Below are 15057 nucleotides of genomic sequence, written 5' to 3'. Positions count from 1 at the left end.
GAATGAGATTGAGGATATTTCAAATAAATTCAGTATGTGGAATAGGCAGCACCGGTAGGATCACCACCGGTCTTTATCAAGCATTGATTCAACAAGGGCAAGAATGTTGTATCGCATATGGGAGGGGCATGGCACCTGAAGATATCCATACCATAAGAATTGGTACGAACCAGGATGTTTATTTACATGCAATCTATACCCGTTTAACAGATAAAACTGGCTTTGCCTCAAGTGGAGCTACAAAAATACTGATTGATAAGATAATAAAATACAAACCGGATATTGTTCATCTACATAATTTGCACGGATATTACATCAATATAGAGCTGCTTTTTGAATTTCTGAATGCGATTAAAATTCCTGTGATCTGGAGTTTATATGATTGCTGGGCATTTACCGGACATTGTTGTCATTTTGATTATGTTGGCTGTGATATGTGGAAAACAGGTTGTAATAAATGTATTCAAAAGAGGGAGTATCCAAGCAGTTATGGATTAGATAATTCAAAATGGAATTATCATGCAAAGAAAAGATTGATCCATGGATGCGAGCATCTAATTATCGTGTCACCATCTAAGTGGCTTAATAATCTGGTAAAGGAGAGCTATCTGAATAAGTTCCCTAAAAAAATGATTCCAAGCGGCATAGATCTTAATGATTTTACTCCGGTCGATAATGATATTCGTAATAAATATAAGATTAATGCGAAATATATTGTACTCGGAGTCTCAAATGGGTTTGGTAAGTATAAGGGAGTGGAGTATTTTATCCGATTAGCAAAATACCTGGGAGAAGAATATCAGCTAATCCTTGTTGGTGTCTCAGAGGAACAGAAGAAACAATTCCCTTCCAACATTATGTGTATTTCTAAAACGAATCATGTGAAAGAGTTGGCTGAATTTTATACCGCAGCTGATGTCTTTGTAAATCCGACACTTCAGGAATCACAGGGGCTGACGAATATTGAAGCATTAGCTTGTGGTACAGGGGTTGTAACTTTTAACAGCGGAGGTAGCCCGGAATGTGTAGATGAGAGCTGTGGAATTGTAGTGGAGCGGGAGAATTTTAAGGAGCTATACGATGCGGTGGTAAAGAGCTGTCTTCATCCGTTTGATAAGGAGGCCTGTATTCAAAGAGCCAGAAAGTTTGATCAATCGGTATCGTATAGGAGCTACATTAAATTATATGAAGAATTAATGTGAAAATAATATACTTTATGTCTAAAGTTTATGTTTGCGAAATCCTTGGCACCAACTAATACCGAAGCAGATATGTAATAAATTAAGTGATAAATAAAAACTTGAAAGGATTAGAAATATTGAAAATCTTGTTCTTGGGACTGTTATACCGTAAAGAGGAGGAAAATAACGTATTATCGAAAAGTAAATGCGGATTACAGGCAGCAGGGAATGCATATCAATGGAATTTGATAAACGGATTAGATTCCCTCCTTCAAGAGCCAGTTACAATCATTAGCTCCTTATCTGTTGGTACATTTCCCGGTTGTTTTAATCAATTATTCCTACCTTCAAAAAGATGGTCCCATAAGCAAGGGGTATTAGATGAGGAAGTTGGGTACTTAAATATTCCGGTAATTAAACAGTTGCAAAGAATGATAAAGATTCATAAAAGAGTAAAAAAGTGGTGCAGGAAGAATGCAGATGAGGAAGTAGTTATTATCACATATAGTATGTATCTTCCATACCTAAGGGCTCTATATAGTATAAAAAAGCTTTATAAAAATGTGAAAATCTGTGTTATTGTACCTGATTTACCATATGCCTTTGGCTATGAATGTAAGCCGCATAGCATAAGAGAATTCATTCGCAGTACAATTAAGAAATATCAATATATTTATACAAAAAGGGCAGATTCTTATATACTTCTGACTGAAAATATGGTTCATCCTTTGGCTATTCAGGAGAAGCCATATGTAGTGATAGAAGGAATATGCAAACCTTACGTGGAGGAGATGGAGTATCCATATAAGGAAAATCATCATATTTTATTCTATGCAGGATCGCTCAACCAAAGATTTGGTATTGATAAACTTATTCGTGCTTTTCATGATATTAAGGTAGAAGGGCTTGAACTATGGATTTGCGGAATGGGAGATTACAAGGAAGAGATTGAAAAAGCAGCCAGGAAGGATCAAAGAATTCATTACTTTGGGTATGTGTCCACAGAAGAGATTCAGAATTTGATGAGGCAGGCGACAATCCTAGTAAACCCAAGACCAAATACGCAGGAATATACGAAGTATTCCTTTCCGTCTAAAACAATTGAATATCTGCTGACCGGAAAACCGGTTATGATGTACCGGCTTGACGGTATTCCGCGTGATTATGATGAGTATTTGTATTATATCAAGGAGTTTACCAAGGAAAGTATCAGGGAAGCAATTCTTACGGTTATTAACTTACCAAAAGAAGCGATATATTCAAAAGGTTACCTTCAACGTGAATTTATCTTGAAACAAAAAAGCCCTATGACACAGGGCACCAAAGTTATGAATATGTTAGTTAATGAGGTGATTGAAAATAATTGTATAGCGAAGCAAGCATTATCAAATCCACCAAAGGATATGAGGATACTTCAGATTAATATAACCTCTGGCATTGGAAGTACGGGTAGATTAGTAGAGGAGCTTCATCAGTATTTAATAAATAACGAGTTTCAAAGCTTCATCGCGTATTCTGCATTTTCTACAAATACGAAAGGAACTTTTAAAATAGAGAACCGCTTACAGAACTATATAAGAAGAGCGCTAAATCGTTATATTGGAAGAAAGAACATTCATTCAGCCATGGGAACAAAAAGGCTTATAAATAAAATAAAGCGGCTTAAACCGGATCTGATTCACCTTCATAACATACAACAGAATTGCATCCATTTTCCAATGCTATTGAAATTCTTAAAGGAGTATAATAGGCCGGTTGTATACACAATGCACGATTGTTGGCCATTCACAGGAGGGTGTTATCATTTTACAGAACTTAATTGTGATGGTTATCAGTTTGGATGTCCGGAATGTACTTGCAAATTAGTGCCCGAAGAAAGAGATATATGTAACAGATCAACGAATCAGGTCTATGAGGAAAAAAGAAAAGCTTTAACAGAACTGAAGCATCTTACCATCATCTGTGTATCGAACTGGTTGAAGGGGTGTGCACAGAGCTCCTTTATGAAGGGGTTGCGCTTACGAACAATTTATAACGGGATTGATTTGGAATCATTTAAACCAGTGATAAGTAATATGAGATCCGAGCTTGGGGTATCACAGGAGGAATTTATCATTCTTGGTGTAGCAAATTATTGGAATGAGAAAAAAGGTCTGGCTACATTTCTCGGTCTATCCATGCATATGAATCCACCTTTCCGTATAGTTATGGTAGGGTTATCGGATCAATGTGTAAATGAGAGGATAATTGCCATAAACCGAACTGATAACATAGAGGAACTGGTTCGAATATATAACTGTGCAGATGTATTTTTTAACGCTTCAAAGGAAGAGACATTCGGTATGGCAGCAGCAGAGGCTATGGCATGCGGAACGCCGGTAATTGCATATAACTCAACTGCCTGTGCAGAAGTGATGAACACAGATACCGGAGTGGTGCTAGTGACGGATCTTATGGAGGAGCTGATTGAAGCGATTAATATGATTCATGCCAAAGGGAAACTAGAATATAGCCAGAACTGTATTGAAAATATTAAATCAAGATTCTCGAAGGAAGAGATGTTTAAGAATTACAAGGCAATTTATCAACAGATGATAGAAGAAGAGAGGGATGATTATTAATATAAATGCTTGAAAGGTAGGAGTTTGAATGAAAAACATGATACAACAGGATGATCTATTAAAGTTATCTGTATTTAAAATTTGCTTCTATATAACTATTATATCTAATCTAGTGATATTCATCGCTCAGCCTTTCGGTATAGCAATTTTTGTTTCTCTCGCGAACAGATGTTTTATGTTTAGTAATCTGATAGCGATATTATTTGTTATCCGAGATAATATATATCGTTATATACCATATAAAACAAATCAATTGATCACTATTTTTTTTATAATGGGTTTTTCGATGGTCTCATTTTTACTGATGAGTGATTGTGGCGTCAATAATTATATTATCCGTATATGGTGTTACTTATCATTGCCGATCTATTTTCTATATATGGATTATTTACAACCGGAAAAGAAGATGATTCACTTTATATTTCTGATTAATATCTTAACTTCGGTGGTATATACTGTATTATCCTTTACAAGTTATAGTTATGCAGGATATGAAAAACATTTAGGAACAGAAAGTGCTTGGCTTACCTTGGGCTATGGAAATCCGAATCAGACGGCGATGTATTTGATTATTAATCTAATTGTACTTTTATGTGCATTTCACTATTATAAAAAAAAATCTAGTAAGTTAATACTATTGTCACTTATGGGTTATATAGGGTACCTACTGATTAAAACAAGCTCCAGAACATGTATTATTATAGCTGGAGTCATATTGTTAATCGATTTGTTTAAGAAAAAATTTAAGTTAAGTAAATATTTTGTTATTGCAATTCTCTTATTACCAGCAATCTTCTTAGTTGCTTATCCGTTTTTATATGAACATAATCTGCTGAGTATCTTTTCGTTTCGCGGTAAAACAGATTACTCATCAAGAGGAAATATCTTTCACAGTGCTCTAAGGGAGCTTAGTAATTCGTTATTGTTGGGGAAGTTTGGTGAATTCAAGTTATCGAACATGCACAATGCTGTGTTAAGCGCTCTAACTTCACTTGGTCTGGTAGGATTAGTACTTTTTTACATTTATTATATTAGAGCATATTTAAATATACTTAGTAATGGAATTAAGAATAAAGTCTCATTTATATCCTATATCGGTTTGTTGTTTATATTTATACACGCATGTACAGAAGGAGCTTTCTTGGTAGGAGGATCTGTTTTTGCAGGAAGTATAAGTATACTTATTTATATGTCAAAGTATAAGGAGATGGAGGGATAAGCAATAAAAGTTACATTTTTCTCAAATTATTTAACACACCATCAGACTCCGTTTAGTGAGGCTGCATATCAAATTCTGAAAAAAGATTATACATTTGTCACAACGAATGATATTAATGAGTGGTCCAAAAATCAAGGATTTGAGTTTAATGAGGAACATGTCTATGAATTGATTGTTATAAAAAATAAAGAAGCTTATGAAAAGTCACTTATCCTTGCAAGGGAAAGTGATGTTGTAATTGTAGGCTCCGCGCCGGATATTTATATTACGGAAAGAATGAATAGTAATGTGGAGGGTATCACATTTCGTTACAGTGAGCGGTTTTACAAAAGAGGAAGATGGAGATTTATATCACCCAGAGGAGTATGGAACACCTGGAATACCTATTATCGTTATCATAATAAAAAACTGTTTATGTTATGTGCAAGCGCATTTACTTCAAGTGATCTATTACTTCATAGGGCTTATGTGGGGAAATGTTATAAGTGGGGATATTTTCCCGAATTACTCCACTACAATCCAGAGGATTTGATGAGTAAAAAACAAAAAGATCGTATAGAAATACTTTGGTGTGGGCGATTTATTGATTGGAAACATCCGGAATTATCATTAAAGCTTGCGCATATGTTAAAACTAGAGGGAATTAATTTTAATATGAATTTTATAGGAACAGGAGAGAAAGAAAACGAAATCAGACGGTTGATTAATGAATACAATCTGAATGATCAAGTAAGGTTATTAGGAGCAATGTCACCTGACCTGGTCAGAATAAATATGGAAAAAGCAGACATCTTTCTTTCTACCAGCGATTTTCAGGAAGGCTGGGGAGCTGTAATCAATGAAGCTATGAATAGTGGGTGCGCTGTGGTGGCAAGTCATGCTGTTGGAGCGGCTCCTTATCTAATTAAGGATGGAATAAACGGAATGATTTTTAGGAATGGTGATATACGCAGTTTATATAGAAAAGTCATGATATTGGTTCAGGATAGGAGCGTATGCAAAACGATTGGTCGTAGGGCATATGAAACAATTCTTAATGAGTGGAACGCTCAGGAAGCGGTACGAAGGCTGTTATTATTGATAGAGGATTTGAAAAAGTATGGAGTAAGTAATAGGTTTCTAACCGGCCCTTGTAGCAAAGCGGAATTAATCGGTAACAATTGGTATAAGGAGTATAAGGAAATTGGTGAAAAATAGATAGTTTATAATTAAAGTTAAAACCGAGGATAGGTGATAATTGTTATGGAAACGGTCTATGATCATAAAAATCATTGTTATGGTTGTAATGCATGTATGAATGTGTGCCCAATGAAAGCAATTACGATGCATGAGGATGAGGAAGGCTTCTCGCATCCTGTAATTGAGAATGAAAAATGTATCGATTGCTTAGAGTGTATTGATGTATGTCCAATATTTCAAGAAAAGAAAGAAGAAGTGTACGAGCAAAGAATCTATGGGGTAAAACATAGGGATGAAACAGTTCGACTATCAAGTACATCTGGAGGGATGTTTTCTGCAATTTCAGATTATATACTTGAACAAGATGGGGTGATTTATGGAGCTGCCTTTGACATTAATCTAAAAGTATGCCATCAACGAGCTGAATCAAAGAAAAAGCGTGATGAGATGAAGGGCTCCAAATACGTGCAAAGCGATACGGGATATACGTTTACTAATGTGAAAAAAGATCTACGGGAGGGTAGGATGGTTTTGTATTCCGGAACACCGTGTCAGATTGCAGGACTCAGAGGATATCTGGTGGGGGAGGATACCACAAATTTGGTTTTATGCGATATTATTTGTCATGGTGTGCCAAGCGATATGATGTGGAGGGAGTATAAACAACTGGTAAAAAATAAAAAACATGAGATTAAAATGCATTATTTTCGTACTAAAATAAACGGTTGGCATAGTATGACCTCTAAAAATGTATTCGCTACCGGAAAAGAAGATTATAAAAGTGTGTTATCACAGCTACATATGAATTTGTTCATAAATGACTTAATATTGCGCCCATGTTGTTATCGTTGTAAATATGCTTCTATAAATAGGTGCGCAGATATCACTATTGCAGATTTTTGGGGAGTAGAGAGAGCGATACCAGGGATAGATGACAATAAAGGAATTTCATTGGTATTTGTTAATACACAAAAGGGAAGTGATATCTTCGAATCAGTAAAAGATAAATTGGAAGTATTTGAAAGCAGTAAGGAGTATTGTGAACAAAATAATCTAAATCAATCGACGAAGTGTCCTTCGACGAGAGAACAATTCTGGTCAGATTTTAAAAATCATGGTTATGAATATATCTGTAAAAAATATGCGGATTATACTGTTCAAGATCGAATGAAAACTTTCGTATATTATAAGACGAGATGGATTAAGCAATTCTTAAAAAGTAAATGATTTAGTATTAAGGAGTGATGAATTGGTAACGGCCACTATTACTTACCATAATGTATATAATTACGGTGCCGTATTACAGGCGTACGCTCTTCAGCAAGCCCAAAAAAAGCTGTCAATTGATAATGTGATCATTGATTATTGTTCAGAGAAAAACAAGTTATATCATAATATCAAAGGAAGTTCACCAAAAATTTTTCTTGTGAATATAGTACGATTAACAGAGTTTTTGCTTGATTTACATGTGATTCGTAAAAGATGTCGGCATTTTAAGGTGTTTACTTATAATAAGCTTAATCTAACAAGAGAATATCATACTCTGGAAGAATTAAAAAATGATCCCCCAAAAGCGGATTGGTATATTGCTGGAAGTGACCAGCTATGGAATGTTTCAACTATAATCAGAAGAGAATTTTTTTTGGATTTTGGAGATTCAGATGTTAAGCGCATCTCCTATGCTGTTAGTATGGGATCGTGTTATATTACCGGACAAAATAGGAATCAGATTCGAGATTTGGTAAAACCATTTAATAAAATATCTGTGCGAGAGGCGGAAGCTAGGGAATACATACAGCAATTGACAGAGAATAAACTGATTGTACAGAGAAATTATGATCCGGTATTTTTGTTAACAAATCAAGAATGGAGAAATTTTTCAAAAGTCAGGAAAATTAATGGAAAATATATTTTATGTTATCCGATGTCGGGTCACCCTTTCATGAAGAAAGCTTTGTACCGATTAAAACAGCTTACCGGATATCAGGTCGTAGTAATAACAACGGAGCTGTTCACACATATCAAAGGAGATATCAATATCAAGGATACTGAAGTAGAAGAGTTCATATATTTATTGCAGAATGCAGAGTATGTGCTTACCACGTCATTTCATGGTACAGCATTCGCCTGTTTGTTTAATATAAAATTTTTTTCAATACTTGGAAACACGGCGCCTACACGTATAAGTGGACTATTAAAACATTTGGGGTTAGAAAATCGTATTATTAGCAACGTTGATGAAATCACTATGGACGAAATTGACTTTTCATATCCAAACAAGATAATTGAATCGGAAAGAGAAGCCGGATTGAGTTACCTAAGCTCATTAAATTAATTTAAGTTAAAATACTGTATACAGTATTATGTGCGGATTCCTTATTAAACGGAGTGTAAATATGAATATATTATTTGTATCGAACTATTATCCTAGTAGTGATAAACCTCAATTTTGTATCTTTATACAGCAGCAGGCTCAGGCATTAATAAGTTTAGGTCATAAGGTAGAGGTAATTGTTCCAATCAATACCTACAGTCTGAAAGAAAAGATTGTTAAAAAAGAAGTATCGAATATATCGGTGTACTATTCTGATTATTTTACACTCTATAAGCAGATATTCAGTCATCTTGCATTGAGAAGAAATATTCGAGTTTTTGAGAAAAGCTTTGATTTTCATCAGTATGATATTATATCAATTCATATGTTTGATGAATTTACACTAAGAATTTTTACTGGTATTGCTCAAAAATATAAAAAAAAGTTGGTAATACATTACCATGGATTATCCATTCTATATGATTATCCGATTCCAATTTTGGTAAGTTTATTACAACGCCGTGGTAATCATGTGCTTAAAGCTTTGATAGGAAGAGCAGATGCTGTAGTTGGTGTGAGTAACAAGGTATGTGAACGTGCAAGAAATTATTTGACCAACGATAGAGTTTATACAGTATATAATGGAGTGAATACGAATTTGTTTACTCCTTCTACTCAAAAATTTGATGATTATACTATTATCAGTGTTGCAAGTTTAAAGAAGATAAAAGGGAATCATTATTTGATAAATGCAGTAAAACTTCTTACAGAGAAGTATTCGGACGAAATAATACAATTATACTTGGTTGGACATGGACCTGAAGAAGATTCGTTAAGTACTTTGGTGAAAGAGCTAAATATGGAGAATATAGTTCGAATGATCGGATATATCGAATATGATGAGGTCGCACAAATAATGAAACAGTGTGATGTCTTTGTTATGCCATCATTTTATGAAGCGTTAGGTTGTGTTTATCTGGAGGCGATGGCTTGCAGATTACCGGTAATCGGATGCAAATATCAAGGAATTGATGAAATAATTATTGATGGGATTAATGGGATGTTAGTGGAGCCACATGATGTTGGAGCGATTTTTGAGAAATTGGATTTCCTAATGCAACATCGTGACAAGGCAGCACAGATAGCACAAAACGGATATTATACTGTTTTAAAGCAATATACTTGGGAGGATTCTGCAAAGAGTCTTATTCGTGTTTATATGGAGCTTCTAAACTAGTGAAAAGAGGGTAATTGAGATGAGAATGTTGTTTATTACATACGATTTTTACCCAAACTTTAGCGCGAATTCATCGATTATCAATAACCTATCACAAGCTTTTATCAGAATGGGACATGAAGTTGAAGTCTTGACCTTAAAATTAGATGACCAAAATCAGGAGGAAGAACAATGGAATGATATTCGGATTCATCGAATTAAGGAGAGCTTTGATAAAAATCAAGTAAAAGGATTTATTAATAAGCGTAAGTTAATCAGTGCAGGGAAATTATTATTCGCTATTCTAGGTGACTACTTTAATCATAAGGAATATCAGAAAAAGTATTGGAGCTATTTTTCTATCACACGACTGAAAGAAATTCTCGAAAAAAATCATGTTCATGCAGTAATCAATGTATGCTATCCTTTTGAATCCTGTTTACCAATTATAAACTACCTGGAGAAGTATCCGAAAAATTTTCAATGGATTATCTATATGCAGGATCCGTTTGCAACGAATTTTTATTATATAAAGAAATATTCTGTAGCTGAATTAAAACAATTTCAATCAAAGGTATTCCAGATGGCAGATAAGGTCATTGTAACTTCCCCAATTATGCGTGAGATTATAGCGGATAATTGCGGTATGAATCTTAACAAGTTTAAAGTACTTAATTTTCCGATTGTTCAAAAGAGAAGGAAAACTATAGTACAAGAGGATATTATAATGCCTAGAAATTATGTGAATTGTGTATTCGTTGGAAGGTTTAATCAGGAAACCAGAAATCCCAGGGTATTGTTTCGGATTTTTGAAAATCTGAAGAGGGATCGTATAAGACTACATATTATCGGAGAGGACAAAGAAAGATGGAGTTCCTATCTGGGCGAAGGAGATAGTAATATCTTTTTTTATGGTTCGCGCACAAGAGAAGTTGCGATTAATGCAGAACTGAGTGCTCATGTCCTGATTAATCTTGGTAATAGTGTTACCAATCAATTACCGAGTAAAACATTAGAATATATAAGTACCGGTAAGCCAATAGTTAATCTGTATAAAGTGGAGAATTGTCCCAGCCTTGAATATTTATCTAGGTATCCATGTTGCATAAATATATTAGAAAGCAGCGTCGACCGAAGAACTTTGGATGATCTGGTTTATTTCTGTATCCGGTATCGTAAGTTGAATATTGAATACCGAATTATTCGTAGAAGATTTTATGAGTGCACAGTTGAGTATGTTGGGAATGAATTCCTCGCTCTGTGTAATGAATTAAGTGGGATTACTCAACAATTGATATAAAAAGCATATGTTATAATAACGCGGAGTTACAACATGTGGTATAAATAAAAAAAGTTTTTTCTTATAACTTTATAACTATGTTGTGTGAGGATAGGAAGTGGTTATATGAATGATATCGATCGGATGCTTTCTAAATTCTTACCAAATAAAGTTTATAAAAAACGTTCCTATAAAAAGAAATACAAACTGATAAAGAAGAGTAAATTAGGTCTTGCTCTAAAAAAGAATAGCGAACTTAAAAATATTCATAAAGGCTCCAGATGCTTTGTATTGGGGAATGGTCCTTCCCTCTCTGAGGTGGATCTAACGCAGTTGAGTGATGAAATTACTTTCACGGTAAATGATCTCTATTATAAAGAGGATTTTGACAAGATTCATACTGATTATCATGTGTTTTCCGATCCTTATTATTTTGGTGAATTGGAGGATATCATCAAGAATCTTACATCAAAATCGAAACTTAAGGGAATCTTTCTTGAGGGTAGCGGATATCAGAACAAAAGTTTAAAAGGGCTGGAAGAAGATTATCCGATCTATTATTTTACAAATGGAGTCGAAATTGAAGATTTAGTATTTATGAAATTAGATTTGTGTAAGCTTCTTCCGTATTACTGCACTGTTGTTCAAAGTGCGATATCAATTGCCGTCTATATGGGATTTAAGGAGATTTATCTCTTAGGTTGTGACTGTACAGGAATATTAAACTTCATTGACCGAAGAGAAAAGAAAGAGATAAAAAATTATGCTTACAGTCTTCCGGATAAGGAAAAAGAAAAGCAGGAAAGCATTGTTATAAGCTGTGAGCATATGTTTTTTGAATGGCATCATATATTCAAAAGCTACCGTTTATTAAATACTAATTTTAAACAACAAGGGATTAAATTAATAAATCTTACTGAAGGTGGAATATTGGATTGTATTGAGAAAGGAAATCTTAAGGATGTTATCCAATCAAAATAATGAGGTGAATACAAAAGATTGGACGATGGTGATTAAACCCAAAAGTGGTTGGTTTGATATTAACTTAAAGGAGCTTTGGCAGTATAGGGATTTGGTCAAATTATTTGTAAGAAGAAATTATGCCTCAATGTATAAGCAAACAATATTAGGACCTCTATGGTTTATCCTTAGTCCATTAATTACTGTATTAATATTTACAGTTGTCTTTGGAAATATAGCAAAAATCCCAACTGATAATGTGCCTCAATTTTTATTTTATATGGCAGGTAATACACTATGGTCTTATTTTGCATATTGCCTGAACACCACTGCCACAACCTTTACCAGCAATGCGGTGTTATTCGGAAAGGTTTATTTTCCTCGCCTTACCATGCCTTTATCCACAGTGATCTTTGGATTAATTAGCTTCATGATTCAGCTGGTAATGCTCGTCGGATTTGTTGTTTACTATGTAATTATTGGCTCGCCGGTTCACCCGAATTTATGGATCTTGATTACCCCCGTTCTGGTTTTGTTAGTTGCTCTAATGGGATTAGGTTTTGGAATAATTATATCCTCCCTAACTACGAAGTATCGCGATTTAACAATTCTTGTGACGTTTGGAATCCAGTTATGGATGTATGCGACTCCGATTGTCTATCCAATCACCGGATTGTCCGACAAGTATAAATCCATAATTATGCTTAACCCTATGTCCGCAGTAACAGAGATATTCCGATATGCCTTTTTAGGATCAGGCAGTTTGCCGCTATCTTACTTGATCTATAGTAGTTGTGTTACCGTGGTTGTTCTGATTATTGGGGTTGCTATCTTCTGTAAAGTAGAGAAAACCTTTATGGATACTGTATAGGGGAGGGCATAGTATGAGTGATTCAGTAATTAAGATAGAGGATTTATGCAAAACCTATCGGCTTGGTTCAATTAATGGTAGAACGTTATCACAGGACTTAAACAGTTTTTTTGCAAGAATTTTAAAAAAAGAGGATCCGAATCTTAAAATCGGATCCGTAAGTTATGATAAAAATGAAAAGCTTTTTGCGCTTGATAATATTAATTTTGAGATTAAGGAAGGAGATACCTTAGGCATCATAGGATCGAATGGTGCAGGGAAATCCACACTACTTAAAATCCTGTCAAGGGTTACCGCACCGACCAGCGGAAATATCTATGTAAAGGGACGCATTGCCAGTCTACTTGAGGTAGGTACGGGGTTTCATCCGGAATTGACCGGACGGGAAAATACGTATCTGAACGGTGCGATTCTTGGTATGTCAAAGAAGGAGATTGATGACAAGCTACAAGATATCATAGAGTTTGCAGAAATTGAGCGTTTTATCGATACGCCGGTAAAGCGGTATTCGTCCGGTATGTATGTACGATTAGCCTTTGCTGTTGCCGCACATCTGGAGCCCGAGATACTGGTAGTGGATGAAGTTTTAGCAGTAGGAGATTATCAATTTCAGCAAAAATGCCTCGGTAAGATGGGGGACATCAGTCAGGGTGGTAGAACGGTTTTGTTTGTGAGTCACCAGCTGTCTATGATTAAAGCACTATGTAATAAATGCATCTTACTCGATCATGGGAAATTAATAAAAGTCGGGGAAACGCAGGATGTAATTGAGGAGTATATCAGCCAAAAGCAATCTCTTGATCTGGTTCCAAACGTTAAATATGAAAAGGATGAGAAGAAGGAATATGCTCAGGTTTACCGCATTAGTTTACTAAATGCGAAAGGAAACATCTGTCCTATATTTGAGGTGTTTGAACAGATGATTCTTGAGGTGGAATATGAGATCAAAAAGCCTCTGGTTGGGGTTGCCTTGGGATTTTCCATCTATAAGAATCAAGGAGCTGTTTGTCATAGCTTTGATACGGATGTGAACCGAGATTTATTAAATAAAAGGGAACCCGGCAGATATGTTGCGAGAGTAAATCTACCACCAATATTAAAAGCCGGTAATTATGTGTTGGATTTTACTATCTGTCGCCCGGGTCTAGATGGAATCGATTATAAAAAAGGAATTATTACCTTCTCGGTGGAGGAGAAGACAATTGATACCAGTATGTGTTCCTATTCCACCAGGAGGGATGGACAGTTTGCTGCAAAGCAGAAATGGGTTTCTTCTAGTGTGGTATGAGGGTATGATAAGGGGAGTGGATAGATGGAATTATGCCTTGGTACGGTTCAATTCGGATTGGATTATGGAATACAGGGGCAGAGAAAACCAAGTAAGGAAGAAGTGTTTACAATCCTTGATTATGCCCATCAGCATGGAATCAAGAACTTAGATAGTGCGAGTGGTTATGGTGAAGCACAGTCACTTATTGGAGAATATTGTGAAAATAGGAAGTATCAATATCAGTTTCAGGTCATATCAAAACTTCCATATAACGCATTTGATAATCTGGATCACGGTGACTATAAAGAATACACGAAAAAAATGCTTAGGGACTCTTTGCATTCATTAAAAATCGACCAGGTACATGGGTTATTATTTCACAATGCATCGTATCTATATGATGAGTATGCGATGGAAGCTCTGCTAGAGTTAAAGAAAATCGGATTAACTGCGAAGGTAGGAGTATCGGTATATGAACCTGAGGATGGAGAGTATGCAATCAATCAAGGACTTGATATTATACAGATACCAAGTAATATCTTTGACAGGAGATTTGATAAATTATTAAATATGGGAAAGTCTGATCAGGATATCTATGTGAGAAGTATTTTTCTACAGGGATTATTGCTGATGGATACGGAGGAAGTGGGGCAGAAGCTACCTATGGCTCAGAAGGAGATAATCAAATTTCAAAAGCTGTGTGAACAATACCACTATACAAGGCGTGAAATTGCTGTGAATTATATAAAATTAAAAAAGGGAATTCACAGTGTGATATTTGGTGTTGATAATCTGACTCAGCTTTATGAGAATCTAAAAGCATTTCAACTACAAATCGACTCCATCGTTATAAATAAGATAGCAAGTGAATTTGAAAATATAAATGAGGATATTGCATCTCCGCTAAAATGGAGAAGAGATAACGTCTAAAATAGATTAGTGCATAA

The 15057-nt window shown here is 35.1% G+C and carries 12 protein-coding genes; all 12 read left to right on the top strand.

Going from position 1 to position 15057, the window contains the following annotated elements; genetic code table 11:
* The first annotated feature begins 8 nt into the window (after positions 1-8).
* Positions 9-1202, top strand: a complete 1194-nt coding sequence (locus AC6IWN_RS08350) for a glycosyltransferase (RefSeq protein ID WP_497991918.1) — start codon at positions 9-11, stop codon at positions 1200-1202.
* 116 nt (positions 1203-1318) lie between these two features.
* Positions 1319-3802: a glycosyltransferase family 4 protein gene (locus AC6IWN_RS08345; RefSeq protein ID WP_497991917.1), complete on the top strand. Its 2484-nt coding sequence runs from the start codon at positions 1319-1321 to the stop codon at positions 3800-3802.
* 28 nt (positions 3803-3830) lie between these two features.
* Positions 3831-5021 carry an O-antigen ligase family protein gene (locus tag AC6IWN_RS08340; RefSeq protein ID WP_497991916.1) on the top strand — a complete coding sequence of 397 codons (1191 nt, stop codon included), beginning with the start codon at positions 3831-3833 and terminating at the stop codon, positions 5019-5021.
* Positions 5022-5189: 168 nt separating this feature from the next.
* Positions 5190-6218, top strand: a complete 1029-nt coding sequence (locus AC6IWN_RS08335) for a glycosyltransferase family 4 protein (RefSeq protein ID WP_497991915.1) — start codon at positions 5190-5192, stop codon at positions 6216-6218.
* 45 nt (positions 6219-6263) lie between these two features.
* The gene (locus tag AC6IWN_RS08330) at positions 6264-7427 is read left to right on the top strand and encodes a Coenzyme F420 hydrogenase/dehydrogenase, beta subunit C-terminal domain (protein ID WP_497991914.1); all 1164 of its coding nucleotides are present in this window, start codon (positions 6264-6266) and stop codon (positions 7425-7427) included.
* 22 nt (positions 7428-7449) lie between these two features.
* On the top strand, positions 7450-8535 hold the full coding sequence (locus AC6IWN_RS08325; RefSeq protein WP_497991913.1) for a polysaccharide pyruvyl transferase family protein: 1086 nt from the start codon (positions 7450-7452) through the stop codon (positions 8533-8535).
* A gap of 61 nt (positions 8536-8596) precedes the next feature.
* On the top strand, positions 8597-9751 hold the full coding sequence (locus tag AC6IWN_RS08320) for a glycosyltransferase family 4 protein (RefSeq protein ID WP_497991912.1): 1155 nt from the start codon (positions 8597-8599) through the stop codon (positions 9749-9751).
* A 19-nt stretch (positions 9752-9770) separates the two neighbouring features.
* The gene (locus tag AC6IWN_RS08315; RefSeq protein WP_497991911.1) at positions 9771-11030 is read left to right on the top strand and encodes a glycosyltransferase; all 1260 of its coding nucleotides are present in this window, start codon (positions 9771-9773) and stop codon (positions 11028-11030) included.
* Between the two features lie 105 nt (positions 11031-11135).
* On the top strand, positions 11136-11990 hold the full coding sequence (locus AC6IWN_RS08310) for a 6-hydroxymethylpterin diphosphokinase MptE-like protein (RefSeq protein WP_497991910.1): 855 nt from the start codon (positions 11136-11138) through the stop codon (positions 11988-11990).
* Entirely contained in the window at positions 11950-12840 is an 891-nt protein-coding gene (locus AC6IWN_RS08305; RefSeq protein WP_497991909.1) for an ABC transporter permease, read from the top strand. Before AC6IWN_RS08310 ends, AC6IWN_RS08305 begins: the two co-directional genes overlap by 41 nt.
* A gap of 13 nt (positions 12841-12853) precedes the next feature.
* On the top strand, positions 12854-14128 hold the full coding sequence (locus tag AC6IWN_RS08300) for an ABC transporter ATP-binding protein (protein ID WP_497991908.1): 1275 nt from the start codon (positions 12854-12856) through the stop codon (positions 14126-14128).
* 24 nt (positions 14129-14152) lie between these two features.
* Positions 14153-15040, top strand: a complete 888-nt coding sequence (locus AC6IWN_RS08295; protein WP_497991907.1) for an aldo/keto reductase — start codon at positions 14153-14155, stop codon at positions 15038-15040.
* Positions 15041-15057: the final 17 nt, after the last annotated feature.

This window comes from Variimorphobacter sp. HTMS_6 (assembly GCF_059717775.1).
Note: the sequence above shows the minus strand (reverse complement) of the source record. Positions and strands in the feature narration are given on the sequence as shown.

Bases quoted from the DNA above. Each gene is read 5' to 3' on its own strand.
- AC6IWN_RS08340 (WP_497991916.1), top strand. From the start codon at position 3,831: ATGAAAAACATGATACAACAGGATGATCTATTAAAGTTATCTGTATTT.
- AC6IWN_RS08330 (WP_497991914.1), top strand. From the start codon at position 6,264: ATGGAAACGGTCTATGATCATAAAAATCATTGTTATGGTTGTAATGCA.
- AC6IWN_RS08320 (WP_497991912.1), top strand. From the start codon at position 8,597: ATGAATATATTATTTGTATCGAACTATTATCCTAGTAGTGATAAACCT.
- AC6IWN_RS08315 (WP_497991911.1), top strand. From the start codon at position 9,771: ATGAGAATGTTGTTTATTACATACGATTTTTACCCAAACTTTAGCGCG.
- AC6IWN_RS08310 (WP_497991910.1), top strand. From the start codon at position 11,136: ATGAATGATATCGATCGGATGCTTTCTAAATTCTTACCAAATAAAGTT.
- AC6IWN_RS08300 (WP_497991908.1), top strand. From the start codon at position 12,854: ATGAGTGATTCAGTAATTAAGATAGAGGATTTATGCAAAACCTATCGG.
- AC6IWN_RS08295 (WP_497991907.1), top strand. From the start codon at position 14,153: ATGGAATTATGCCTTGGTACGGTTCAATTCGGATTGGATTATGGAATA.